General features: G+C 36.3%; 31 protein-coding genes. 22 read left to right on the forward strand and 9 right to left on the reverse strand.

Going from position 1 to position 25,106, the window contains the following annotated elements:
• Positions 1 to 20 precede the first annotated feature (20 nt).
• From metA to ACKVQX_RS07435, 3 genes are all read left to right on the forward strand, one after another.
• Positions 21 to 929 carry a homoserine O-succinyltransferase gene (metA, locus tag ACKVQX_RS07425; protein ID WP_068453781.1) on the forward strand — a complete coding sequence of 303 codons (909 nt, stop codon included), beginning with the start codon at positions 21 to 23 and terminating at the stop codon, positions 927 to 929.
• A 105-nt stretch (positions 930 to 1,034) separates the two neighbouring features.
• A complete protein-coding gene (locus tag ACKVQX_RS07430; protein WP_409136160.1) occupies positions 1,035 to 2,960 on the forward strand; it encodes a GTP-binding protein in 1,926 nt (641 codons plus the stop codon).
• Between the two features lie 262 nt (positions 2,961 to 3,222).
• On the forward strand, positions 3,223 to 6,105 hold the full coding sequence (locus ACKVQX_RS07435; RefSeq protein ID WP_409136161.1) for a Cna B-type domain-containing protein: 2,883 nt from the start codon (positions 3,223 to 3,225) through the stop codon (positions 6,103 to 6,105).
• On the opposite strand, the gene ACKVQX_RS07440 is transcribed toward ACKVQX_RS07435, so the two are convergent.
• Both ACKVQX_RS07440 and ACKVQX_RS07445 read right to left on the reverse strand, forming a co-directional pair.
• A complete protein-coding gene (locus ACKVQX_RS07440; RefSeq protein ID WP_156422361.1) occupies positions 6,102 to 6,371 on the reverse strand; it encodes a hypothetical protein in 270 nt (89 codons plus the stop codon). The genes ACKVQX_RS07435 and ACKVQX_RS07440 overlap by 4 nt on opposite strands.
• Before the next feature lie 224 nt (positions 6,372 to 6,595).
• Positions 6,596 to 6,727, reverse strand: coding sequence for a hypothetical protein (locus ACKVQX_RS07445; protein WP_257720775.1), 132 nt, complete (start codon positions 6,725 to 6,727; stop codon positions 6,596 to 6,598).
• A gap of 124 nt (positions 6,728 to 6,851) precedes the next feature.
• Between ACKVQX_RS07445 and ACKVQX_RS07450 the strand changes: the two genes are divergently transcribed.
• From ACKVQX_RS07450 to ACKVQX_RS07470, 5 genes are all read left to right on the forward strand, one after another.
• The gene (locus ACKVQX_RS07450; protein WP_068453767.1) at positions 6,852 to 7,250 is read left to right on the forward strand and encodes a hypothetical protein; all 399 of its coding nucleotides are present in this window, start codon (positions 6,852 to 6,854) and stop codon (positions 7,248 to 7,250) included.
• 235 nt (positions 7,251 to 7,485) lie between these two features.
• Complete coding sequence (locus tag ACKVQX_RS07455) at positions 7,486 to 8,040, forward strand: chromate transporter (RefSeq protein WP_068453764.1); 555 nt, start codon at positions 7,486 to 7,488, stop codon at positions 8,038 to 8,040.
• Positions 8,037 to 8,564: a chromate transporter gene (locus ACKVQX_RS07460; protein ID WP_068453762.1), complete on the forward strand. Its 528-nt coding sequence runs from the start codon at positions 8,037 to 8,039 to the stop codon at positions 8,562 to 8,564. The genes ACKVQX_RS07455 and ACKVQX_RS07460 overlap by 4 nt, the downstream gene beginning before the upstream one ends.
• A 74-nt stretch (positions 8,565 to 8,638) precedes the next feature.
• On the forward strand, positions 8,639 to 9,049 hold the full coding sequence (locus ACKVQX_RS07465; protein ID WP_068453760.1) for a GNAT family N-acetyltransferase: 411 nt from the start codon (positions 8,639 to 8,641) through the stop codon (positions 9,047 to 9,049).
• A gap of 115 nt (positions 9,050 to 9,164) precedes the next feature.
• Positions 9,165 to 9,608 carry a DUF5680 domain-containing protein gene (locus tag ACKVQX_RS07470; protein ID WP_068453759.1) on the forward strand — a complete coding sequence of 148 codons (444 nt, stop codon included), beginning with the start codon at positions 9,165 to 9,167 and terminating at the stop codon, positions 9,606 to 9,608.
• On the opposite strand, the gene yeiL is transcribed toward ACKVQX_RS07470, so the two are convergent.
• A complete protein-coding gene (gene yeiL, locus ACKVQX_RS07475) occupies positions 9,597 to 10,295 on the reverse strand; it encodes a transcriptional regulator YeiL (RefSeq protein ID WP_068453758.1) in 699 nt (232 codons plus the stop codon). The genes ACKVQX_RS07470 and yeiL overlap by 12 nt on opposite strands.
• 82 nt (positions 10,296 to 10,377) lie before the next feature.
• On the opposite strand from yeiL, the gene ACKVQX_RS07480 reads away from it, so the two are divergent.
• The 5 genes from ACKVQX_RS07480 to ACKVQX_RS07500 all read left to right on the forward strand — a co-directional run bounded on the left by ACKVQX_RS07480 (position 10,378) and on the right by ACKVQX_RS07500 (position 13,796).
• Positions 10,378 to 11,535: an MFS transporter gene (locus ACKVQX_RS07480; RefSeq protein ID WP_068453754.1), complete on the forward strand. Its 1,158-nt coding sequence runs from the start codon at positions 10,378 to 10,380 to the stop codon at positions 11,533 to 11,535.
• Positions 11,536 to 11,547: 12 nt separating this feature from the next.
• Positions 11,548 to 12,000, forward strand: a complete 453-nt coding sequence (locus ACKVQX_RS07485) for a membrane lipoprotein lipid attachment site-containing protein (protein ID WP_068453753.1) — start codon at positions 11,548 to 11,550, stop codon at positions 11,998 to 12,000.
• A gap of 127 nt (positions 12,001 to 12,127) precedes the next feature.
• Positions 12,128 to 13,195, forward strand: coding sequence for a YeeE/YedE family protein (locus ACKVQX_RS07490; protein WP_068453751.1), 1,068 nt, complete (start codon positions 12,128 to 12,130; stop codon positions 13,193 to 13,195).
• A 12-nt stretch (positions 13,196 to 13,207) separates the two neighbouring features.
• On the forward strand, positions 13,208 to 13,432 hold the full coding sequence (locus tag ACKVQX_RS07495; protein ID WP_068453749.1) for a sulfurtransferase TusA family protein: 225 nt from the start codon (positions 13,208 to 13,210) through the stop codon (positions 13,430 to 13,432).
• A gap of 70 nt (positions 13,433 to 13,502) precedes the next feature.
• On the forward strand, positions 13,503 to 13,796 hold the full coding sequence (locus ACKVQX_RS07500; protein WP_068453745.1) for a hypothetical protein: 294 nt from the start codon (positions 13,503 to 13,505) through the stop codon (positions 13,794 to 13,796).
• A gap of 153 nt (positions 13,797 to 13,949) precedes the next feature.
• On the opposite strand, the gene ACKVQX_RS07505 is transcribed toward ACKVQX_RS07500, so the two are convergent.
• Positions 13,950 to 14,423: a YbaK/EbsC family protein gene (locus ACKVQX_RS07505; protein WP_068453743.1), complete on the reverse strand. Its 474-nt coding sequence runs from the start codon at positions 14,421 to 14,423 to the stop codon at positions 13,950 to 13,952.
• A gap of 103 nt (positions 14,424 to 14,526) precedes the next feature.
• On the opposite strand from ACKVQX_RS07505, the gene ACKVQX_RS07510 reads away from it, so the two are divergent.
• The 5 genes from ACKVQX_RS07510 to ACKVQX_RS07530 all read left to right on the forward strand — a co-directional run bounded on the left by ACKVQX_RS07510 (position 14,527) and on the right by ACKVQX_RS07530 (position 17,935).
• Positions 14,527 to 14,727: a YwbE family protein gene (locus tag ACKVQX_RS07510; protein ID WP_068453740.1), complete on the forward strand. Its 201-nt coding sequence runs from the start codon at positions 14,527 to 14,529 to the stop codon at positions 14,725 to 14,727.
• A 106-nt stretch (positions 14,728 to 14,833) separates the two neighbouring features.
• On the forward strand, positions 14,834 to 15,490 hold the full coding sequence (locus ACKVQX_RS07515) for a hypothetical protein (RefSeq protein WP_068453738.1): 657 nt from the start codon (positions 14,834 to 14,836) through the stop codon (positions 15,488 to 15,490).
• A 231-nt stretch (positions 15,491 to 15,721) separates the two neighbouring features.
• Positions 15,722 to 16,171 (forward strand): N-acetyltransferase, encoded by a 450-nt coding sequence (locus tag ACKVQX_RS07520; protein ID WP_068453733.1) that lies wholly within the window; start codon positions 15,722 to 15,724, stop codon positions 16,169 to 16,171.
• Between the two features lie 378 nt (positions 16,172 to 16,549).
• Complete coding sequence (locus ACKVQX_RS07525; RefSeq protein WP_068453731.1) at positions 16,550 to 17,203, forward strand: acetate uptake transporter; 654 nt, start codon at positions 16,550 to 16,552, stop codon at positions 17,201 to 17,203.
• Between the two features lie 117 nt (positions 17,204 to 17,320).
• Positions 17,321 to 17,935 carry an RraA family protein gene (locus tag ACKVQX_RS07530; protein WP_068453730.1) on the forward strand — a complete coding sequence of 205 codons (615 nt, stop codon included), beginning with the start codon at positions 17,321 to 17,323 and terminating at the stop codon, positions 17,933 to 17,935.
• Between the two features lie 106 nt (positions 17,936 to 18,041).
• Here the strand turns inward: ACKVQX_RS07530 and ACKVQX_RS07535 are convergent, their stop codons facing one another.
• Positions 18,042 to 18,557 (reverse strand): hypothetical protein, encoded by a 516-nt coding sequence (locus tag ACKVQX_RS07535; protein ID WP_068453726.1) that lies wholly within the window; start codon positions 18,555 to 18,557, stop codon positions 18,042 to 18,044.
• 130 nt (positions 18,558 to 18,687) lie between these two features.
• On the opposite strand from ACKVQX_RS07535, the gene ACKVQX_RS07540 reads away from it, so the two are divergent.
• A complete protein-coding gene (locus ACKVQX_RS07540; RefSeq protein WP_068453725.1) occupies positions 18,688 to 19,242 on the forward strand; it encodes a DJ-1/PfpI family protein in 555 nt (184 codons plus the stop codon).
• Positions 19,243 to 19,491: 249 nt separating this feature from the next.
• Here the strand turns inward: ACKVQX_RS07540 and ACKVQX_RS07545 are convergent, their stop codons facing one another.
• From ACKVQX_RS07545 to ACKVQX_RS07560, 4 genes are read right to left on the reverse strand one after another with little or no spacing between them, the layout of a single operon-like run.
• Positions 19,492 to 20,256 carry an ABC transporter permease gene (locus ACKVQX_RS07545; RefSeq protein WP_285216287.1) on the reverse strand — a complete coding sequence of 255 codons (765 nt, stop codon included), beginning with the start codon at positions 20,254 to 20,256 and terminating at the stop codon, positions 19,492 to 19,494.
• The gene (locus ACKVQX_RS07550) at positions 20,253 to 21,149 is read right to left on the reverse strand and encodes an ABC transporter ATP-binding protein (RefSeq protein ID WP_068453722.1); all 897 of its coding nucleotides are present in this window, start codon (positions 21,147 to 21,149) and stop codon (positions 20,253 to 20,255) included. Before ACKVQX_RS07550 ends, ACKVQX_RS07545 begins: the two co-directional genes overlap by 4 nt.
• Entirely contained in the window at positions 21,136 to 21,348 is a 213-nt protein-coding gene (locus ACKVQX_RS07555) for a PLD nuclease N-terminal domain-containing protein (RefSeq protein ID WP_068453720.1), read from the reverse strand. Before ACKVQX_RS07555 ends, ACKVQX_RS07550 begins: the two co-directional genes overlap by 14 nt.
• Positions 21,348 to 22,457 (reverse strand): helix-turn-helix domain-containing protein, encoded by a 1,110-nt coding sequence (locus tag ACKVQX_RS07560; RefSeq protein ID WP_409136162.1) that lies wholly within the window; start codon positions 22,455 to 22,457, stop codon positions 21,348 to 21,350. The genes ACKVQX_RS07555 and ACKVQX_RS07560 overlap by 1 nt, the downstream gene beginning before the upstream one ends.
• Positions 22,458 to 22,578: 121 nt before the next feature.
• Here ACKVQX_RS07560 and ACKVQX_RS07565 point away from each other — a divergent pair, with 121 nt between their 5' ends.
• From ACKVQX_RS07565 to ACKVQX_RS07575, 3 genes are read left to right on the forward strand one after another with little or no spacing between them, the layout of a single operon-like run.
• Entirely contained in the window at positions 22,579 to 23,550 is a 972-nt protein-coding gene (locus ACKVQX_RS07565; RefSeq protein ID WP_087680491.1) for a tetratricopeptide repeat protein, read from the forward strand.
• A 5-nt stretch (positions 23,551 to 23,555) separates the two neighbouring features.
• Positions 23,556 to 24,245 carry a copper homeostasis protein CutC gene (locus tag ACKVQX_RS07570; RefSeq protein ID WP_068453714.1) on the forward strand — a complete coding sequence of 230 codons (690 nt, stop codon included), beginning with the start codon at positions 23,556 to 23,558 and terminating at the stop codon, positions 24,243 to 24,245.
• Positions 24,242 to 24,994: an HAD-IIB family hydrolase gene (locus ACKVQX_RS07575; protein ID WP_409136163.1), complete on the forward strand. Its 753-nt coding sequence runs from the start codon at positions 24,242 to 24,244 to the stop codon at positions 24,992 to 24,994. The genes ACKVQX_RS07570 and ACKVQX_RS07575 overlap by 4 nt, the downstream gene beginning before the upstream one ends.
• Positions 24,995 to 25,106: the final 112 nt, after the last annotated feature.

Here is a 25,106-nt window from a genome sequence, read left to right on the forward strand (position 1 = left end):
TTTAAAGGGGGAGTTTCATCATGCCAATCAATATACCAAGTGGGCTACCAGCAACTGAAATTTTAAAAGAGGAAAAGATTTTCATTATGGACGAAGTGCGTTCGACAAGCCAGAACATTCGTCCGTTAAATATTTTAATTTTTAACTTAATGCCTGAAAAAGAAAAGACCGAGTTACAATTACTTCGTCTTTTAGGAAATACACCACTTCAAGTAAATGTTACGTTTTTAAATACGGCGACACATGAATCAAAAAATGTTAGTAAAAATCATTTAGAGTCATTTTATACGACGTTTGAACATGTAAAACACCGTAAATTTGACGGTATGATTATTACAGGAGCGCCAATTGAATTATTTGAATTCCATGAAGTTGATTTTTGGGATGAGATGGTCGAGATTATGGAATGGACGAAAACAAATGTCACGTCTGTTTTGAATATTTGTTGGGGCGCACAAGCGGCACTCTACTATCATTATGGTATTGGAAAATATACATTACCTTCAAAATGTTCGGGTGTGTTCGATCACATCGTGCATGATAGTACCGTTAAGTTAATTCGCGGATTTAATGATGTATATACAGCACCACATTCACGTAATACCTCTGTTTCAAGAGAGGCTATTTTAAACCATCCTGATTTAGAACTCGTGTCTGAATCAGACGAAGCAGGGGCATTTATTATCGTATCGCGTGATGAAAAACAAATTATGATTACAGGTCATTTAGAATATGATGCAGATACATTAAAGCAAGAATATGATCGTGATGTTGCAAAGGGCATCGAACCGCAAGTACCAAAACACTATTTCCCGAACGACGACCCAACGAAAAAACCGTTGAATCGTTGGCGTTCACACACGCATCTATTATTCTCCAATTGGTTGAATTACTATGTGTACCAAGAAACACCGTATGAATGGGAATAAACAGCAAACCATCTTTTTTCGTGTATATTCGAAAGAAGATGGTTTTATTATTGGACATGATATAATTCATAGTAGAGACGCTTTGATAAGAAATGAGGAAAGACAATGAAGAAAACAATTGGTATTTTAGCACATGTAGATGCAGGGAAGACCACCTTTTCAGAGCAATTACTTTTTCATACGAAAAGTATTCGCACCATTGGGCGTGTCGATCATCAAAATGCACATTTAGATTTGCATGAGATTGAACAACAGCGTGGCATTACCGTTTTTGCGGAACAGGCAACATTTACATATCGAGAAAATGATTATACGGTGATTGACACACCAGGACATGTCGACTTCGCGGCAGAGATGGAGCGTTCGATTATGGCACTGGATGGGGCAATTCTTCTATTAAACGGAACAGACGGTGTACAGGGACATACAGAAACAGTTTATCGTTTACTAAGAAAATATCGTATTCCTACACTGTTTTTCGTTAATAAAATGGATTTAATTAGTGCCAATGCAGCAACAGTGACAGAAGAAATTCAACAAGAATTAATGGAATATGCACTACCATTTCATGACTGGGCAACAGGAATAGAAGAATTTGCAGGACGAGATGAGCAATATTTAGAAGACTATTTAGAAGAAAGTTTATCCGAAAGCGAATGGCAAAAAAGGCTTTCAAAAGCTTTTATGGTACAAGAACTTTCACCGATTTTATATGGCTCAGCATTAAAAGATGAAGGCATCGATTTTGCATTAGAAGTGCTAGATACATTGCTCCAGCCACAGCATAAATCGGGAGAGTTACAAGGAATGATTTATAAAATTCGTCACATTGAACAAAATCAACGTATGGCTTTTATAAAAATTCATCAAGGTTCGTTGAAAGTAAGAGACGATGTACGCTGTGGTGGGAATTGGTTTAAAATCACACAAATTCGTAAATATCACGGTAAAAAATTTGAGGAATTACAGCGAGCGGAAGCAGGTGATACGGTAGCGATAATTGGTTTGAAAGAAGCAAAAGTTGGTATGGGAGTAGGTGAATTTACGCCTTCTTATGAAATAGATTTGCGTCCAACGATGCGTACACAAATTGTTTATGAAGGCGCCTTACATCCAAAAGAGTTACTAGCATATTGTCGTTTGTTAGAAGCAGAAGATCCAGCACTTAGTGTGACGTGGCAAGAAGAAATACAGAAAATAACACTTCATATTATGGGTGAGATTCAATTAGAAGTGCTACAGCAAATTTTTGAAGAACGCTTTAGCGAGCAAATTGCATTTACAGAACCGACAATTATCTATAAAGAGACGATTCAACAGACGGTACGAGGATACGGCCATTTTGAACCGTTAAAGCATTATGCAGAAGTGCATTTACAAATCGAACCAAATGAACGTGGAGCTGGAATTGAAGTAATGAGCAAGTGCCACCCGAATGATTTAGCAATCGGACTGCAAAATATGATTCAGCAATCACTCATTGAAAAAAAGCATCGTGGTATTTTAACAGGCTCTGAAATCACTGATTTACGTGTAACGATTTTAACAGGACGTTCGCATCCGAAACATACAGAAGGTGGTGATTTTAGAGAAGCGACATTACGTGCCTTGCGTCAAGGATTAGAACAAGCTGAAAATCAATTACTTGAACCGTATTATTCATTTTCATTGAAGGTGCATCATGAACTATTTGGACGCATTGTCACAGATGTAACGAATCGTCATGCACAAGTAGATGAACCACAATTTATGGGTGAACAGGTGTATATGACAGGGCTTGCGCCAGTCGCAACGATGCGTGACTATCCAATTCAGTTTGCTGCTTCAACGAATGGTCGAGGTAGTCTGCAACTCCGTGTTGATGGTTATGATGTGTGTCATAATGCAGAGGAAGTAATAGAGCAAATGGCGTATCAAAAAGATGCTGACCCTGAGTACAGTTCAAATTCAGTATTTTGTGCAAAAGGAAAAGGCTATTCCGTTCATTGGACAGAAGCCAAAGAAGCGATGCACTGTCCAATTATTGAATAAAATAAAAAGACTTCATTCAGAATTATTAGGAATGAAGTCTTTTCTTTTTAGATTAAGAAAAATATAGCCATATATATATTAAAACTAAATAACTAGGAAAAATATATTATATCTTAAAAATCGCACAAAATTAACCTTAAATGAAGTATATCACCAAAAAATGTTGGATTATAGTAATTTGAATGTTTTCTGTAAATATGAATAGGGGAATACATTCTTAGACATTGTAAGTTAAAGAAATTTATGAAAGGGAGCGTTATGTATGAAAAAATGGCTCAGTATACTCTGTAGCTTATGTTTAATTTCGACGCTATTAATTAACCCCTATGTATTTGCAGCAGGAGATGATAATGCAACAAAGGCTGTTATATTTAATGGTGATCAATATGTTACAGATGTTGAAATGAGGACGCCCTCAGGAACAGTTATTGAAAATAACGGGACATTAGAAGTTGGAAAAACATACGATTTAGATTATCAGTGGAACTTACCTGATAATACGTTTGAAAAAGGAGATGTTTTAAACTTCTCAATCCCAAAAGAATTTATTATTGTGAATCAATTTGACTTTACTTTAAGTAATGATGGAAAAGAAGTTGCGAAAGCAAAAGTACTAGGTAACAAAGATTCGTATTATTATATACAGATGACTTTTACAACGGATTATATTTCAACACATTCAGATGTAAGTGGTGAGTTCAACTTACAATATAGATTGAATGAAAAATACGTGAAAGAAGGAAGCAATGAAATTCAAATCCCTCCTGGTGAAATCATTACTGTAGTTGTTCCACCTTTTGAAACAGGTGGCGGCGGTGGTGGTGAAGGTGCTGGTCATCCAAATAATAGTTTAAAGAATGGTGCAGTAAGAGATGTTACGATGAAGAACCCTGAAACAGGCGTGTTCGATATCCCAACAAGAATTATGACATGGGAAATCGGGTTAGGACGAAATGTACTGTTAGGGAAAGCAAGTTCCTTTGATGAAATCAGTTCGATTACTGTAGAAGATGCACCGATTGATCAAGAGATTATTGCTGTGTATTCTTTTGATAAATCTTGGCCTGATACTTTTGCGTTTTCAAAAGGTTTCTTTGATAAATCATCGTTTAGTATTGATGTAATAAAAGAGAATGATATGGGTTTAAAAAGAAATCCAACAGGCGGATATTATGAAAGTTTCAAAACAGAAATTTTACCCCAAGTAAAAGAATATGAAGAATATGCACAGAATAAAGGCGATGCATTCCGAGAATATGCCTTAGAATATTCGACACTTCCATTAGATGAAGTGGTAGAAGAGCGTGAATTTGAAAATAAAGCAAAAATCACCGTAAAATACAAGGATGATAAATATCCACCTAATTCATGGGTATTAGAAAAAAAGGTAGAATGGAATGTTGGATCAGGTTCAATCACAGGTAAAACAGCTAATGTTGAGATGAAAAAAGTAGATGAGCAATCACGTGGCTTACAAGGTGCTGTATTTGATTTATACAAACAAAGTCGATCAGGTGAATATACAAAGTATAAAGAAAATGTTACTTCTGATAGTAATGGTATTGTGCGTGTAGAAAAATTAACAACGGGTAACTATTATTTCCAAGAAGTAAAGCCACCAACAGGATATGAACTGACAAATGAACGACCCTCATTCATCATCGAAACGAAAGATTTAGGAACGACACAAGTGAAAAATGTAGGTCAGTTAAAAAATGGTTCTGAAAAAACATCCGTTTCAGTTGAAAAGAAATGGGATGATGCCAATAACCAAGATGGTGTTCGACCAGAAGCGATTAAAGTCAACTTGATTGCGGATGGTGAATTAATGGCTGAAAAAATTGTCACAAGTGAAACGGATTGGAAGTACACGTTTACCGACTTACCAAAGTATAAAAATCAAGGTCAACTTATTGAATATAAAGTAACAGAAGAAGTAATTGCGGAATATTCAACGGAGATTGAAGGTACAACAATTAATAACAAACACACGCCATATAAAACTTCAAGAACTGCCATGAAATTCTTTGACGACGCACAAAATCAAGATGGTACACGTCCAACGGAGATTACAGTTCAATTATATGGCGATGATGAAAAAGTTGGCGAATCGGTTCTTTTAAATGAAGAAAATGAATGGAAACACACATGGGAAGACTTAGATGAGCGAAAAGCAGGAAAGAAAATTCGCTATACAGTAAAGGAAGTCAATACACCTGTCGGCTATGAAGTAATCGTCGACCACGAAACGACTCCTGGGATGATATTAGTTACTAATAAACATGTACCAGAAGAAGTTGAACTAAAAGGTGAAAAGAAGTGGGATGACGATGGTAACCGCGATCAAAAACGTCCAAGTAAGATTAAAGTCCATCTATTCGCAGATGGTAAAGAGATTCAAGAAAAAACTGTAACGGAAAAAGAAGATTGGGCATATGAATTTACAGGATTACCGAAGTATCGTGATGGTGGAGAAGAAATCGTTTATACGATTACCGAAGACTCCGTACCAAACTATACAACGGAGATTGAAGGAATGGATATTACAAATAGCTACACACCCGGCAAGACAAGTGTAACCGTTACGAAAACATGGGATGATCAAAATGATTTAGAAGGAAAACGTCCAGACGATATTCGTGTTCAATTATATGCGAATGATAAAAAAGAAGGTACAACAGTTATATTAAATGAGAAGAATAAGTGGACACACACATGGCAAGATCTCAATCAAAATGCAGATGGAAAGCCGATTAAATATACAGTAAAAGAAGTTACAGAGCTGAAAGATTATGAAGTATCCATCGACGTAGAGAATAAAGGAAATATTGTCATTACAAATCGCTTGATTGAAACACCTCCAGAAGAAGAACCACCATTTGACGGTGGGGAAGAGTTTGAACCACCAAGTTCAGGTAACGAAGAATTTGAAGTAGATGGTCCTTCTAATTTAGGTGCATTGTTACCAAATGGGAACTCATTCCAAAATGTACCGTACGAAATAGATAGACCAGTACAAAAAGAAAATCTTCCAAAAACAGGTGAAAAGACAAACCCGTGGTATATTGTAGTAGGTGTAATACTTTGCTTACTTGCGATTTTCTTCATCTTTAGAAATCGCCGTCATAAAAAACAGAGTCGTTAAAATAAGAAAAGGCTTCGGTATGTATAAATGATGTCGAAGCCTTTTGCTTTTACAATTTCCACTTTTTCTACTTTTTCAGACGTGTGTATTTTTTTTACAAGTGGTTTACATAAAAACTTTTGGAAAATTTCATCGGCTTCTTCACCCTTTAATAAGCCAGTTTCTATTTGTTCAGAGAATGTCATATGAATGGATAAGAATAAGTCTACCGCAATATGTACATCTATTTCTAAATGATAGCCTACTTCAACTAACCGTTTTAACATACGTCCCATTTCTTCTCTTTGTAGTTTGTAAATGAGAGCATGTAATGAATCACCATAATTAAAATGAAAAAAATGAAGATGGATTTGTTCATTTAACATTTTATAAATTGTGAATGGATAGAAAAATTGTTTTTCAATCGCAATATTATTTTTTGCAGTAAATAATAGCGATAACCGAATGTGAATAAATCATATTTATCTTGGAAGTGATTATAAAAGGTAGATCAATGAACAGCTGCACGTTTGCAAATATCATTAATTGTAATGCGTTCAAAATCCTTATTCTCTAAAAAAACTAAATCACGTAAAGAATTCCAAAGTAAAAGGTTGGTATGTGTCACTTTAAGTGGTTTCATAAACTAGACATTTCCTCCTTGTTGTCTAAATATTAGACAGTTTGCATCATTTGATTATTGTTAATGCTGGTAAAAAAAGTGAAAATTGAATGGTAGCGTGATTATATCATCTGGAGGTTTTAAAATGAGTCATCAACAATCTGTTATTGAACGTATTGAAATCCCCACTCATATCAGTAATTTACAACAGATTATAGAGCGAGAAATTGTCCCAAAAGAAAGAATGCTTAAAATGTATAAAACAGAAACAGTGGGAGAAATAAAGACAATTGTTACAACCTATTCGACGAAAATAGATGCAATGAAAGATATTCTTTACTTTCCAAATGGACACGAATTAACAGAATCATATCACCTAGAACAGCTTTTTTATACAAAAAAACATCAAATTGTATTCTTTGACCAAGCGCTTGTGAAATTTCCAAGCTATTACATTGTACACCTAGAACGTCGTGTAATTTACCATGTCTGTTTAGCAGAATTCAGTCGTTTAATCCAAATGGATGCGTGGATATCCATTTAACTATAAATAAAACGTATATTATCTAGGCTATATACATATTTATAAATGAAATGTAGAGAAATCTATGAATAAATGATTAAATTTGTATAAAAAACAAGTTATTTTTTAAAACATTCAGTAAGAAGAACTTCATTTTTATCATAAACAACTAAAAGGAATTTTCTTTATTTTCAAAAAGAAGTATGTGTATTTCAAAAAAAAGGTATAATGGAAAGAAGTACATGGAGGTGTTTTTTTGCGACAACAAAAAGCCATTTTCATTTCTTTTTTTCGTTCAGGTGTACTAGGTTTTGGTGGAGGCCCTTCGGTTATACCTTTAATTGAAAGAGAAGTAGTGAAAAATTTTAAATTGATGGATTCAGATGAGTTTGCGAACACATTAGCGATTGCGAATACGTTACCAGGTCCGATTGCAACAAAAATGGCAGGGTATGTCGGTTACCGTGTAGCAGGTATTACAGGCATGCTCAATGCACTTGTAGCAGCGGTTATACCGACTGTAGTAGCTGTTATTCTGTTATTAGGTAGTTTACAAAAGTTTCAAGAAGTACCATTTGTTCAAGGTATGACAAAAGGTGTTATACTTGTCGTATCTGCGATGATGTTTAGCTTGATGGTTGATTTTTTGAAAAAATCTTACTATAAGCTAGGAATTCTAACGGGTTTAGTTTTATTAGCGATCAGTATCATTTTAATGGTTATTCTCAATCTACATCCAGGGATTGTTATTGTATCATTCCTTGTATTAGCGTTTGTTCTTCCAGTTCGTAAGGGAGGCAAAAGTACATGATTTATTGGCAATTATTCGTTGTATTCCTCTATACGAATTTGATTGGTTATGGAGGAGGTCCTGCAACGATTCCATTAATGGAAGAAGAAGTGGTGCAGCAACATCATTGGATGACGACAGAGGAGTTTAGTAATACAGTTGGTCTGGCGAATGCTCTACCAGGACCGATTGCAACAAAGATGGCAGGGTACATTGGATATGAGCAGGCAGGTATTATTGGAGCCATTATTTGCCTTTTTGCAACAATTATGCCATCATTAATTTTAATGATAGCTCTTTTAGGGCTACTAAATAAATTTAAAAAGTCACAACGTGTACAGCGACTTTCCACATATGTCTTACCAGCAATCGCTATTTTGATGGGGCAACTCGCATATAGTTTCTTAAAAACATCGATGGATTCCTCGGGTATTTGGTTATCCATCATATTAGTCGCAATTTGTTATATTTTGATTGATATCGTAAAAGTGAATGTTATTTTTTTAATCGTTTTGAGTCTTATATTAGGTGGTTTTTTCTTATAAAAGGAGGTATAAGACAGTGGATAAATTACGTAAGCATTCTTCACACTAAATTACATTTAGGAGGAGAATAAAATATGAAAGTAACTTTTTCAAAACAAAAACAATTTTCAAAAGAACAATTAGCAGAACTATATAACGATGTCGGTTGGTTTGCTTATACGCAAGATTTACCACAACTACAACAAGCCATTGAACAATCCCTTTATGTTGTAGGCGCTTATAAAGGGGAAGAATTGGTTGGTTTAGTTCGTGTTGTCGGTGATGGTTTAACAATCATCTATGTCCAAGATATTTTGGTAAAGGAAGCTGAACAAAATCAAGGAATTGCCTCGCACTTATTAGAGGATGTATTACACACATTTGCTTCTGTACGACAAAAAGTATTGTTAACGGAAGAAGCACCAGACGTTCGTCACTTCTATGAAAAGCACGGTTTTACATCTTGTAATCAAGGCGAAACAGTCGCTTTTGCAAAATTCACATAAACGAAAAAACACTTTGGAATCATTTCCAAGGTGTTTTTTTAGTTCAAATAGAAGGAATTCGATTATGAAACAGTGAAAAGGGAATAAGAAGAAAAAGTGTAAAGTAGGTGAAGAGATGGGAGATTTAAAAGCATTTATTTGGAAAGTGAAAAAATCGATTTATGCAGAGAATGCAGATCACTATGTACAAGGTGGATTACGCCATACAACATTCAAAGATGGTTTCTATCACTTTGAAAATCAAGAAATTGGCCATCGCTACTATTCTGGGCATGAGGTCATTTATAAAAAAGATGAACCTATTTGGACAATGGTTTATTCGGGTGGCATTTTAAATGATGATATAGGTGAGAAGCGACTATTATCTTTTTTACGCCGTGCCCTTGTAGAAGAGGAAAGGACCAATATATTACGTGGTCCGAGCTTCTACCAAGAGGAACATCTACTTTATTTGAATGAATTTTACGGTGGTATTGATCGATTTTCCGGACGTGAATATATCCGTTTTGGCACACATATTATTTATGAACTTCACTATAGCGGTGGTTTACTCGACTAAGTCAAGTAAACTCACATCAAGATGGTGCGTGACAGTCGCCATCTTTTGTAATGCAGTCACATCTTCAATGATATAAGTGCGACCTTGTTTCGATAACTTTTTCTGTTTAATGAAATGTGCAAAAACATGGAGTAAATGGCGATAAGAGACACCGAGATATTCACATACTTCGGTGTGCTTTTCTTTGTAAATACCTTCATGAGAAGAGATTAAAATAAATTCCGCAAGTCGATTTTCAAGTGGGAAGGAGAGCCCCTGTGCAAAGCGAGATGAGTGCATCGTAGCTTTTCGACTTAAATAGGCGCAAAGAAGGCGCAAGAAATGTGCATCTTGTAGTAAGAGAGATTTCACTTGTTGAATGGAAATCGCAAAACACTGTAAATCCGTTAATGCTTGTACTCCTTTTGAATAAGTGGCATCTTGTAACAATTCGAGTTCACCGATAAAAGCACCTGTTGTAATAAAGTTGAGTAATGCGACTTTACCATTCGGCTGCGTTGTGAAAATTTTTGCGCGCCCTTCTAATACATAATAAAGATAATCAGGGGTATCGCCTTCATGAATAATCATGTCACCACGCTGAAATGTTTGAACAGATAAAAAAGGTTCGATTGGAAAAGAAAATAGTGTATGGATAGGATGTATCTGTAATACCTGTTTTATGTCGTCTGTTTGTAAATTTTGCATCATTTACCACCTTAAATATGAGATATCTCACATTATTGTAGAGAAATACGTGCTAAACTGCAATAAGAAATGGAGTGAAAACATGAGAGAACAAAAGTGGATGGCACAACATTATTTTATCTTCTTCTTATCATGGGGGATTTTTCTACCGTATTGGACAGGGTATCTCGTACATGAAAAAGATGTAGCGATTGAATTAGCAAGTATGATGATGAGTGCAGGGTTAATATTGCGCGGGATTTCGACGATGTTCATCTTTCCGGCGATGGCAAACCGCTTTAGTCAAAGTACAGTACTGACAATTTTTATTTACGGCTCATTTTTAACGAGCGTATTATTTATTTTTACAAGTGATACAACGCTATTATTTATTTTAACGTGTTTACTAAGCTTCTTCTTACCAGCGATTATGCCAGGTTTGGATAGTACGGCAGGTATTTTAGTGCAAAAATATAATATTCATTATGGACGTAGTCGTTCATATGGTTCACTCGGTTTTATTGTATCGGTTATTATCGTGAGCCTTGTGTCTGCTCTTTACGGCGATCAATCGATGTTATGGCTTATGATAGCCTATACACTACTACTCGTGGCAGTCAATCTACAACGTGTACCAGAAGCATTAAAAGAAAAGCCAAATAAAAAAGTGAATAATGTTAGTTTTAAAACGATTTTTAAAACACGCCATTTCGTTTTTATTTTAATTTTAGTTACATTAATCCAAGGTTCACATGCAGCCTATTATAATTATGGCTATCTCTATTTAGAACATTTAGAAGTTCCAAAATATTTGATTGGGATTGTCATTAACGTGGGGGTTGGATTTGAAATCCTACTATTTGCGATTGCTGACCGCGTATTTTCAAAGTGGAGTCCAGCTAAATTATTCGTCTTAGCATCAATCGGTGCATCACTGCGCTGGTTACTTGCCTTTGCTGTACCAAATGCATGGATATTTACTGCGTCACAAAGTTTACACGCTTTATCGTTTGCAGTCTCACATTTTGCCTTTATAATGTATTTAGCAAAAGAACTGGAATATACACAGATTACAAAAGCACAAGGAATCTATTCCGCTTTTGCATTAAGTTGGGGAACAGCGATTCTAACGGTTATTAGCGGTTATTTCTATAATACCCAACCGAATTTTGCATTCGCTGCTATGTTTGTTTTCACATTACCAGCACTCGTTGGTTCACTTTATTTATATAAGAAGACGAAAGCAACCGAAAACATTTAAAGGAGTAAGAATTTGAAGAAATATATCACATTATTTTTTGCTGTGTTATTGCTTGCAGGATGTAATATACAAGGGCAAACTGCGAAAGAACCACCGACTGTTAAAATAGAAGCAGACGGTAAAAGTTATGATACTGTTCTTGGGACGTTTTGTTGGAATGGTAAGTGTGAGGATCATGCAGGGCCTGTTGAATTAATGAAAGACAAAGTGACATTACAAGTGAAGGCAGGCGAAAAGCTTCAATTGAAGCAGAGTACGACGAATCTTCCTACAACTTCTTTTTTAACAGAACTTAATTCCATTGAACAAGGAAAAGATTTACCGTTAACAGAAGATGGGACGTTTACAGCGCCGACACAACCAGGAACATATTACTATGGTTATACGGCTTCTTGGCGTGATGAAAAGAAAGATGTATCAATTGGCGATGCACAGTATGCCTTCGCTTTAAAAGTATTACCATAAGAAAAAATCTCGAAATCAATTTGATTTCGGGATTTTTTTACTTTATTTAAAAATAAAGGTTGAAATATTCAGAAAAATAGATTATATTAATCCTACAGGAATACTAGGTTAAAGAAGGAGTGAGAAAATGATTCAAATGGTAGGAACAGGGTTACTATGTGGCGCACTACTTGGTTTCGTCTTACAAAGAGGGCGCTTTTGTTTAACAGGTGGTTTTCGAGATTTATATTTAACGAAAAATACACGTATGTTTAATGCTTTATTACTTGCGATTGCGATTCAAGCAGTCGGTGTCTATGCACTCATTCATTTTGATTTATTAGTATATGAAGCAGGAACGTATTCATTCGTAGCTGTAGCACTTGGCTCATTTATTTTTGGGGTTGGTATTATTCTAGCAGGAGGTTGTGCAACAGGTACATGGTATCGCGCAGCGGAAGGATTAGTCGGTAGTTGGATTGCACTAATTTTTTATATGTTAACGAGTGCCATGATGAAGACAGGGGCATTCAAACCAATTCATGACGCTCTTCAAAGTATGCAAGTACGTGATAATTCGATTGCACGTACATTCGGTGTCAATGTGTGGGTACTTATTATCTTTTTCATCGGTGTTGTGGCACTCATTCTTGTAAAAGAAGCACGAAAACCAAAAATCTTCATTCCACAACTAAAGCCGAAAAAAACAGGTATCGCGCATCTGTTATTTGAGAAGCGCTGGTCAACTTATGTGACAGCTTCCTTAATCGGTGTGATTGCGATTTTAGCATGGGTATTCAGTGAAGCAAGTGGTCGCATGTCGGGTTTAGGTATTACAACCCCATCTGCCAATATCGTGCAATATGCTGTAACAGGTGATGTACAGTATATTAACTGGGGTGTTTTCTTAGTACTCGGTTTATTGATTGGTTCATATATCGCCGCAAAAGGAAGTGGCGAGTTCCGTCTACGTGTACCCGATCCTAAAACCATCGTTTCTAGCCTATGTGGTGGTGTGCTAATGGGGTTCGGTGCAAGCTTAGCAGGTGGTTGTACAATCGGAAACGGTCTTGTACAAACAGCGATGTTCTCATGGCAAGGTTGGATTTCACTTGGTTTCATTATTCTAGGAGTTTGGACAGCGACTTATTTCGTATTCGTTCGTCCAACAATTAAAAAAACAGCGCAACAACCAACTGTTGCACAAACAAATTAGGAGGAATTTTATATGGTAAAAGTATTAGAAACAGCAGGGCAAGTTTGTCCATTTCCATTAGTAGAAGCGAAGGCGGCACTTGAAACACTTACATCAGGCGAGGAATTAGAAATTCGCTTTGATTGTACACAAGGAACGGATTCGATTCCACGCTGGGCAGCAGAAGAAGGGCATACTGTGACGAATTTTGAACAAGTGGGTGATGCGGCTTGGACGATTACCGTACAAAAGAAATAGCCACTTGTTTACAGAATACATTTCCTATGGCATCATACTAATGACTCTATAAATAAAAAGGTTGATGACAATGGAACAAAAATTCAAAGTGAATCAAATGCTGACGAATCGTCAAACAGGTCACGTCGAAAAAATTTATGCGACAACACCAGACGGTCAACCATTTGACTTACTCGAAATTAGTATTTTAACGCATTATGAAGTGATTACATTAGAAGCGTTAGAAGAAAAGTTACAACAAGCAGGGATCACATATGAATTAGTGCCTGTTGGTCGCACATATCTTCTAACTGTCGCAACAAAAGAAGATGCAGAACGCTTCATTGAACAGATCGCACCGCTTTATAATGAAGTACTACAATAATAAAAGAGGAATTTCGTCAAATACATGATGAAATTCCTCTTTTTTACTTTTTAAAATACTATGTGTGTGCATGCAATATGAGAATTTCATATGCTGTTACTTTAACATTTTAAAGCATTGTCAATCATTTAAAAATCTTCATTTAGACATATCCTATGTACGCCAATTTTTACATACGTCCACCCATTCAATACTTTGTGCATAGCGTTCTAATTCTGGAATCGTTAATTCGATGGCGGAATTACTACTACCACAAGCTGGGAATACCGTCGTGAATCGCTTAAGTGATTCATCTAAATAGACGCGTATCCCTTCATTAATACCGAATGGACAAACCCCACCAATCGCATGACCAATGGTTTCTTCTACTTCTTCTGGTTTTAGCATGCGAGGCTTTAGTTGAAAAGTCGCTTTGAATTTCGCGTTATCAATTTTCGTATCACCAGCCGCTACAATTAGAATCGGCTGTTCTACCCCGTTAAATGATAAAGTTTTCGCAATGCGTTCAGGTTCACAACCAAGTGCTTGCGCTGCTTCCTGTACAGTAGCCGTACTTGCATCAAATGTTTGAATCTGTTCTACTAAATCAAATTGTTCAAAGTATTGTTGTGCTCGTTCGAGTGACATCTCTTGCTCCTCCTTTGTTATTTGCATGATATAATGATAACGTAATCAATTGAGAAAACCAACGCAATTGTTTGAATATTTCATTTATTAAGGAGAGATTAGAATGGACGGACGTAAGAGAAGTACGATTCATAAAGGACTGGCAGTGGCGATTGTCTTAAAACAAGATCAGCGCACAGGAAAAGAAACAGTCGGTGTTGTTAAAGATATTTTGACGAATAGCCCATCACATCCGCACGGTATTAAAGTACGCTTAGAAGATGGTCAAGTAGGCAGAGTGTGTAGAATTCTTGACAATGCATAGATTTTTAGACATCATTCTCCATTTATGAATTGCCCAAACAAATCTTGGTTGGTACTATAGAATAGTATGAATATTTGTATAGAGATGAATAGGTAGGGAAATGCACATGAGAATTTTAAATTTCATCATTATTTATGTCGTTGTATTAGCACTTGGTATGGGTGCAATTGCACTAGGTGTACCACAAACAGCAGCACTTTGGTTCTTCACCATTGCCGCAATCGTGTTAGTAATCGGCTATATGTATGCGATGACATCAACGAAGAACACAAAGTTAACATTATTTGCGATTAAGTTTCAAAAACGTTCGCCGATGTTTGCGTATGTCTTTGCGGTTAAAGACGGTACATTAGAAGACGAACTAGAAGCGATTGAGTTAGTGAAAAAGAAAGTGAAAAATCCTGAAACGGTTTATGACTATGAATTTTTAGGTTATATTCGCCAAAAGGATCTAGTCAATGCGTACGAAATCATTAAAAAGATGAAATCGAGTCCACGTAAACGTTTAAATATCGCAATTTACGAAGCAGAAGCTGGTAAATACGGTGTGGCACGTAGCCATGATTTAGACTTCATCTGGATGGAAGATTATATCGAAGCATATGTCGCAAACCTTCAAGGTAATAAAGAACGTTATGAAGAATATATGCAAAAAACAATCGAAGGCACAAAAGGTTTACAACGCCTAACGAATGAAGCCATCTACGCACGTGATCTACGTGAATGGGATGCGGCACATCAAAAGAAGAAAAAGAAAAAATAATGAAGGAGCTGTGTATACAGCTTCTTTTTATATAGAATGAAAAATCCCTTATTTATGGATAAAATTTCAATTTTTTCTAGAATTATTACCTTAGCGAACTAATTTATGCAAAACTGATTGTATGCAGATGTGTCTAAAAAGACTACAATATAGTTAAGAATTTAAATATTTAGGGGATGGAAGGAAAAAACTTAAGTATTTAAATGCTATTTATGATAGGAGTGAGATAATATGCAACTATTCGAAGTACCTGTAGGAGCGAGAGAAAAGTTTTTGAATTTATTAATCCTTGCAGATGAGGATGAAGCAGTCGTTAGAGAATATATGAATGAAGGTAGACTATTCGAAATCACAGAAAAGATGGAGAGAGTCGGGGTTATTCAAACAATTGAATGCGACGGTTATTCCGAAGTGAAGAATATTGCCATAACTCCAGAGCGTCAAGGTCAGGGGATTGGGAAAAAAGCTTTACGCTTCGTTGAAAAGATTTTATACGACGATGGAGCTCAGATCATGAAAGTTGGGACAGCAAATTCATCTATTAGCAATATCGCTTTTTATCAAAAGGCAGGTTATCGCCTAGATTCAATTCAGCATGATTTTTTTTCAAATTATAAAGAACCGATTTTTGAAAATGGAATTCAAGCGATTGATTTATTATACTTCTCAAAAGAATTATAAGAATTTACAAAATAGTATGATGTAGCTTGATGAAAGAAAACACCTTCTTGTGAAGACACAAGGGTGTTTTTTTTATATGGTCAAAAGAACTACGATTATATTGTAAGCCGATAGAAAAGCGTGTATGTGTCTGGAAATATCAAAAAAATAGCATAAAAAATATACAATTCCTTTCTTGTACTATAACAAAAATGATTGTATCAATACAATAAAACGCGAATTTTCTCTTTTAAATTATTATTTTCTGTTTTGAGTACCTTTTTTGCTTATTAAATCAATTCTTTTACTTATTTATGAAAATATTGGTTCTTTTTTGATGTAAACGGTTATATTTTACTTGTAACAGAAAATAACGTACATAAAGTAGGGGGAATGAACATGAAACAGGTTCAAGATATTCGAGTAACAGCAGCAGATCCATCTGGTATCGGTCTATTTGGTTTAGCTATTGTCACATTGGTGGCATCAACGCAGAAGCTGGAATGGACAGAGGGATTAGGCTTTGTTCTCCCATGGGCAATCTTTTTAGGGGGTTTTGCACAATTATATGCTTCAATGATTGATGCAAAATTAGGAAATACATTTGGCGCAACAGCATTCGGTGCATATGGCTTCTTCTGGTTAGCTGTAGGCGGTGGCTGGTTAATTCAAGCAGGCGTGTTAGGCGAAACACTTGCTTCACAATTAGATGTACACCAACTCGGTGTTGTATATTTAGGCTATTTAGCATTTACAATTTTCATGACAATTGGTGCATTAGAAACAAACAAGGTATTGTTCTTAATCTTCTTCTTAATCAATTTCTTATTCTTAGGTTTAGGATTAAGTTCACTAGGTATCTTAGAAACTTCAATGCACAATATGGCTGCAATTTCTGAATTATTAATCGGATTATTAAGTGTCTACGGTGCAGGCGTAAATGTTCTAAACCGTCACTTCGGTTTTGAATTCTTACCACTAGGCAAACCATTCAACATCATTGGTCGCCGTCGTGAAAAAGCAAAAGCTTCAGACATGGCAACACACTCATAATAGTAAAAGGGAGTCGATTCGTGAATCGGCTTCTTTTTTTATCTTTCAAATCTAGCATAAGTATTCTTTTATGGTATATACTAACAATAGGGTCAGCTTCAAAAGGAGCAAATTAACATGACAACACAAACACAAAAAGTATACTATCCAACAACAGCGATTAGTGACGGACAACATGGTGAAGGGTTCGTTGCGGGGGGGATTCGTCCAATTCGTGAAGATTTCACGTTATTCGGTAAAGCGATTACAGTGAAGTTGCCTGTTGGAGAAAACGGGGCAGTACTAGAAGCGATTGCACAGGCAGAGCGCGGCGATGTACTCGTTGTCGATGCGAGAGGCGATGTGAATCGTGCGATTGCAGGTGATTTCGTGATGAGTATGATGAAAGCGGTAGGCATTGCGGGACTGGTTGTTGATGGTGTGATTCGTGATATCGAAGCAGCACGCGCATTAGACTTCCCTGTGTTTTGTAAAGGAACGACAGCTGTTGCGGGTGTGAAAAATGGTGGCGGACGTGTTCAAGTACCTGTCGCAATTGGAGAGGTAGCAGTACAGCCAGGCGATTATATTTTTGGAGATGCGGACGGTGTGATTGTCGTGCCGCAGTCAAACATTGATGAAGTGTTAGAGCGTACGCAAGCGAAAATCCAAAGTGATGCAGAACGAGAAGCAGCAGTGTTACAAACAGAAGAAACGGTGCGTGCGTACTTAGCGAAAGTGACAAGTAAATAAAAGTTGAGGAGAAGAATCGTGTAAACGATTCTTTTCTTTTATATAGATCTAGAGATAGGATTAACTTGATTAGAAATATATTGTAAACCTATGCTTTGAACGTCATTTAGTTATGTTCGTAATATGTATTGTACAGTGGTTTAAATGCTTTTTTTAACATTTGTATATTTTCTGTATTATTTGAAATAATATCGATTACATCAGAGTTTATATACAACAAAAAATCATCAGAATAGAATACTATATATGATTCAGGGTTTCCTTTTTTAATAGAGAAACAGTAGTTATATACATCTGTACAATTTAGTTTTTTTAGTTTCGTTAAAATAACTCGAACATCTGGAGTATGGTATAGATTTTCGGTGATTTCTTGCCAATTTTTTAATTGAATGACTTTTCCAATTCCTGTTTTAACATATATATTTTTATTTTGAAAAATATAACCAGAAATAAAAATTGTTTGTATAGATTTAGTTTTGAATATTTTTTCTAAAATAGATTTCAAGTTTTTTAATGTGAGTTTATCTAAAATGAATCTTATTCTTTTATGATGATTCGTTTGAAAATAAGGCGTTTCTTTATTGGGTGTAAAGTCAATGTTCAAGTTTTTTAGTTCAACCATTAATAGAGTCTCCAATCTTTTTATAATCTTAATTATGAAATTCTTTTGTAAAATAATCAATAAAATAAAGGATTTTCCTTTTGTAGCTCGAATATGAAAAGTGTACGACTAATCAAAGGAGTGGATTTAGATGTCGAAAAAAGTGTTAATCATTGCAGGAGATGCAGTAGAGGCTTTAGAAGTGTACTATCCATATTATCGTTGTTTAGAGCAAGGGTATGATGTGACGATTGCAGCGCCAAGCGTGAAAAAGATTCAAACTGTGATTCATGATTTTATTGATGGCATGGACACATATGTTGAGAAAACAGGCTATGGTTTAGAAGCAAATGCAGCTTTCGAAGATGTAAATCCAGATGAATTTGATGGTTTAATCATTCCTGGCGGGAGAGCGCCTGAATATTTACGTTTGAATGACCATGTAGCGAAGATTGTCCGTCATTTCTTTGAAGCAGACAAACCAGTTGCGGCTGTCTGTCACGCGGCACAAATTTTTGCGGTGATTCCAGATGTTATTAAGGGACGTGAGCTAACAGCTTATATCGCTTGTAAACCAGAAGTACAGGCAGCAGGTGCAACATATGTTGAAGAACATCTGCATACAGAAGGAAATCTTGTATCAGGACATGCATGGCCTGATTTACCAGGATTAATGAAAGGCTTTATTCAATTACTTGAAAAATAAATAATTCTAATGAGAAACGGCAACAAATGCTGTTTCTCATTTTTTGTAGAGCTAGTGTGATAACGCTACACTTCAGAACTATGTGGAGAGATACACTTCGCTGTATATAAAAACAGGTTGGGACATAAATGCAAAAAAACACATCCCACATGAGCATAAGAAAAACTGGACTCGCGCTATAGCGCGAGTCCAGTTTTTCGTTGCGAACGCTAAAAATGGGAAGTGACTTGTTTTGTCCCAGCCTGTCTTTTAAATTCCTTTTCGATTAAAGAGAACAATAGCAAGCAGGTGGCAGGCGATTATACAAATACTTGTTGTAATCAGAACACCTGTATAGTCGGACCAGACGTATTCACCTTGGAGTACTAAATTATTTTCAGAGATGAGACGAATGAATGATAGATCTTTTAATTTCTCGAATAGTGAAATAATAAAAAGAACGATGAGAATGCCAACCGCAAATAATAATGTGCCAAAGAATGAGCGGAATAAGACATTACCTAAAATTAAGACGGAAGCGACGAAAATACCGAACAGCCAGAGTAAAAAGACAGATAAGAATAAATGCTGAACGTCTTCTTTCGGCCAGTAGTAGATTGTATAAGCATAAACGACAAGTACGGATAACACGTAAACAATCGTCCACATGATCATAGAGAATAATGATTTGACGAGTATGACAGATGTACGTGACAATCCTTTCGTTAATGGAATCACGAGTGTACCATGTTGGCGCTCATTTGCTAAGCTCGCACCGAAGATTAGGACGAAAACGAATAAGCCGATTTGTGAAAAGTTTTTAAAGAATTGTTGCCACGAATCGAGTGCTGTCGGTATCGGGAACGAGTCTGCTACATCTTTTGGTAAGAAGTTCCCTAAAATTTCAGGCATGAATTTTGCAGTGAGAGGACTAGAAAATGCAAGAATGAAAAAGACGGTTGCTAGAATGAGCAGTCTATAGTTGCGGAGGAAGTCTATCCATTCTTTCTTAAAAAGTGCCGATACTTGATTCATGATTGAATCACCTCCAAAAAGACATCTTCGAGTGTCGATTGTTCAATCTCAATGGATTGAATGGCAATCTGTTGCTGAATACATTGTTCGAAAATCTGTTGTTGTGTTGCAAGTAAATTCGTCGATGGAATCGTGAATGTTGTACCGCTCTGTGTCGCATTCGTTAGGAGCGGCTTTAGTTTTTCAGCGTCAGCCATTTGCTGTACGACAACGCGTAAAATCGGTTTTTGATGTTGTTTTAAAATATCCGATACTTTACCGCTCAATTGGAACGTACCATTGTGTAAAAAGGCGACGCGGTCACAAATTTTCTCGGCATCACTTAAAATATGCGTTGAGAAAATAACGGTGGTTTCATGTTTAATTTTTTGCAAAATCTCAATCATTTCGCGGCGACCTACAGGATCGAGTGCGGAAGTCGGTTCATCACAGATCAATACTTTCGGTTGGTGAATGAGTGCCTGTGCAATGCCAAGACGTTGCTTCATACCGCGTGAAAATCCACCAATACGCTTACGGTTGAAGGGAAGACCCACTAAAGCTAAATATCTTTTTGCTCGTTCTACGCGTACTTTTTTATCTAATCCTGTAACTTCACCACAAAATAGTAAATATTCATAGGCTGTCATATACGGATAGAATGAAGGAACGTCGGGTAAGTAACCGACATGTTGATTCGTCGATGTCTTACCAAAGCGTACAGATTCGCCTAGAATTCGCACATCTCCCTGATCGGCCTTTAATAACCCCAGCATAATCTTCATTAAGGTTGTTTTACCTGCACCATTTTGTCCAAGTAATCCAAAAATTTGACCTTCTTCTATTTTAATTGAGATATCATTTAAAACAGTATGTGTACCAAACTTTTTATGAATATGATCAATATGAATCATCACGTTCACCTCGTCCAAATAAGAAATAAACAATTGGTCCAATAATCTGGATGAATAATACGATGAGAATCCACATGATGCGGTTACCAAAGCGATAGTGTGGATGGCGAATAACATGAACGAGTGCAACAATCGCGAGCGTCCATTCTAAAATAATAAGTGGAATTAGAATCGGTAATAGCTCTCTGACTTGATCCATTATGCATTCACTCCTAACATATGTGTTAAATTACTTACTAGCACTTGATAACGTGCATCTTGTTTTAATGGCTCAAACATCGGGTTTTTTTCAACAATATCTAGCAGACTTTGACGTAGAGAGGCTTCATCGCGTGGCATTGTCTGACCTAAATCAAGTTCGCGTAATAGCCATTCATCTACTTTATTAAAGTAATCGTCTCCATGTAATGTAATCGGGAACGGTGTTTGTTCAATTACATGTAAGTAGCGCTGTAAAGCTTCAAATGCTGCGTCCATTCTCCCTTGAATGGTATAACCTTGAGCTGCACCAATATACATAGAAATACATGAATTGATATGAAGTGTATCGAGCTGGAATAAACGAATTAAGCCAAAGCCGCGTTCCACCGTCTCTTGAAAACGTTCTTCATCTTGTAATTGCATTTGTAAATAATTTGCGAGAATAAAGACGTTACTCACGACTTTTTGAAATAATGAGATTTGATACGTTTCTTCTGCCTTGTCACCTTGTTGAAGCTGTAAATAAGCGCTCGCAAGCACTAAATCATTCCCCGCGTAAGCCTCTACTTCTTCACCGAATAGCGCAATCACTTGTTGTGGTTCATTTTTTATGAGTGCAATTTGCGCTTGTAATGAACGACAAAGTTGTAATAGACGTAGGTCGCTCGATTGTTGTTGGATACGAATACAGAGCGATTCAGCTAATGATAAAATTTCTTTCGTGCGTTCCCCTGCTAATTGGGTATAATTAAGTAGTAAGACAGAAATTTGCATTAATAAAGGGAAACAAGCATAGTATTCTTTAATAATGTTTTGAATTTCAGCATATACCTCATCAAATGGTTTTTGTTGAAAATCATTGGCTAGGCGCATATATAATTGTTGGATGTGTTCTTTTGACATTTGCGGTTCATAACCGAGTAAGTCATCAATCGAACAATTAAAATACGTAGCGAGTTTTGGGAGTACCGACAAATCGGGATAACTCTGATTCGTTTCCCACTTTGAAACAGCTGCAGTTGATACACCCACATAATGTGCGACATCTTGTTGGGTTTTACGTTCTTTTTTTCGTAGCGTTACTAAGCGATTTGATAAATCAAACATATGATCAGCTCCTTTACATAAAGTATAAAACTAAAAAAGGGGAAAATCGAACGACTTATATTTATATTTGATTAAAAAAATCAACTATTGGTTGAATAATAGAGAAGGAGTGACGAATTACGTGTCACTGACGGAACAACTAAGAGAAGCTGGGCATCCAGAATTAGCTCAGTATTATGAAGAAAAAAATAAACAAGCGATGATTGCATATATGCGTCAATTTGATGTCGTCGCATATCATACATTGTCACTATTACTTGCGCAATTAGAAGCTGTAACAGAGACAACGAATGAGACAGAAAAGATTTTTTGGCAAGACCTAGACATTGCCATTGAAGAATTTTTAATGGCGGAAAAGGAGACAGATTTCCCATATGTCATAGAAGAATCGCTCGTTACTATCTATGCGCAGGCGATTGCTGGAAATTCAGAAGCGATGATGCAGTTGGCTAAGTACTATCAAAATCAGGAATTATATGAAGCTGCGTATGATTGGTATGAGATTGGTATGCAATTAGAAGTAGGGGAAGCTTACTATTGGCATGGGAATTATGCCTTTTTAGGTCGTGTTATTGAACACGACCTAAAAGTAACGTATGAAGCTTATTTACGCGCTTCACAGCTTGGTTATCCAGATGCTGTAAACAATTTAGCAGACATGTATTTGCGTGGTGAATATGTTGAGCAGAATGACGCAAAAGCAGCAGAGATTTTTAAGGAAGCTGCAAAACTAGGTGTGAAGGAGTCCATGTACACACTTGGCTATTTATACCATCATGGGCGAGGTGTTCTAAAAGATGAAGAACATTCGGCTTATTGGTATCATCAATCGGCGCTACATGGCGATGTTTTTGCGATTAATAAACTAGGACACGAGGCATTCGCAGAAGATGATGGTGAACGTGCGCTTAGTTGGTATCAAAAAGCAGCAGATTTGCAAGATCCTTATGGCGAGTATAATGTCGGTTTTTGCTATGAATCGGGTATAGGTACACCAATTGATTTAAAAAAAGCGAAAATATGGTATCAAAGAGCCGCATTGCATGGTGATGAAGAAGCAAAAAAGCGTTTAAAAGAACTCGCGAAAGGATGAAGAATGTGCTAGAAGTGATTGTGACAACCGTAGAAGATGCAATTATTGCAGAAGCAGGAGGGGCTGACCGTCTCGAGTTATGTATTTCCATGGAAGAAGGGGGCATTACACCCAGTCTAGGCAAGATTAAAAATGTCATTAGTGCAGTGAGTATTCCTGTGCATGTAATGTTACGCCCACATAGTAATAGTTATCACTATACAGTCGAAGATTTTTCAGTTATGTTAGATGATTTACGTGTCATTCAATTATTTGGTGCGCGCGGTGTCGTACTAGGTGGATTAACGAAAGAAAACTTCATCGATAACATTCTATTACAAGATTTACTGCCCCACTGTGAAGGACTCAATGTGACGTTTCACCGTGCATTTGATGAAGTGGAAGATCAAATTGAAGCGTTACACCAACTAAAGAAATATCCGCAAATTAAGCAAGTCTTAACTTCAGGTGGTCCAGGGACAGCGCTTGATAATCTAATACAAATAGAGGCATTACTTTATGAAACATCGCATGAACGAATGCATATTTTAGCAGCTTCAGGAATTGACCCAACGAATGTAGCACAATTACTTGAAATTGGTGTAACGAATATTCATGTAGGCTCAGGCGTACGTTTTGGAAAAAGTTTTCATCAGCCAATTAATATCGAAATGATTCGTAAAATAAAACAATTAATGGAGAGCTATTTAACATGACTGCATTTGTATTTGATTTAGATGGCACGATTTGTTTTAAAGGAAAACCTCTACAAACGGATATTTTGGCTGCATTTGAACAGTTGGAAGAAGATGGACATGAGGTTGTTTTTGCTTCTGCACGCCCGATTCGTGATATGTACCCAGTCTTACCAAAGTATTATTGGCATCATCGGATGATTGGTGGGAACGGGGCATTTATTTTTAATGGTGAAAAAGTAGAAGTGCATGCTTTTTCGAAAGAAGTGCGTGAAAAAATAGACGAACTTATTGAAGAGCATCGTCTCATGTATTTAATGGATAGTGCATGGGATTATAGTTTTACAGGTTCAAACACACATCCAATCTATACACAGCTTGATTCACTCAAGCTTGCTGAGAATAAAGAGAGACAGCAATTGAGTGATTGGGTAAAGTGTGTGCTATTTACAGAAGATGAGATGATTTTTCAATCATTAGAAGCAATGGATTGTGTCATCCATCGACATCAAAAAGAAGGTATTTTAGATATTAGTCCTTGTGGTATCACAAAAGAAGCAGGACTAAAGCAGCTCGGTATTCTGCCAGGTACATATATTGCATTTGGTAATGATCAAAATGATTGTCGTATGTTAGAAGAGGCAAAAATATCTGTTTGTGTAGGTGGAAATGAAGAAGTAAGGAAGTATGCGACGTATGGATGTGACGAACAACAAGTGGCGCATATGATGAGACAATTATCGAATGAATGGAAAGAAATTAACATATAGATTATATAATAAAGCATAAATTTCTTTAAGTTTATGCTTTTTTTATGAAAAAATGTCAAAAAAGTGAATTTATTTTATATATACTATTCTGGGATTAAATGCATAAAAATAG

Origin of the sequence: Kurthia sp. ISK08 (genome assembly GCF_046159805.1) — a bacterium.
In the GTDB taxonomy this organism is placed as follows: Bacteria; Bacillota; Bacilli; order Bacillales_A; family Planococcaceae; genus Kurthia; species Kurthia gibsonii.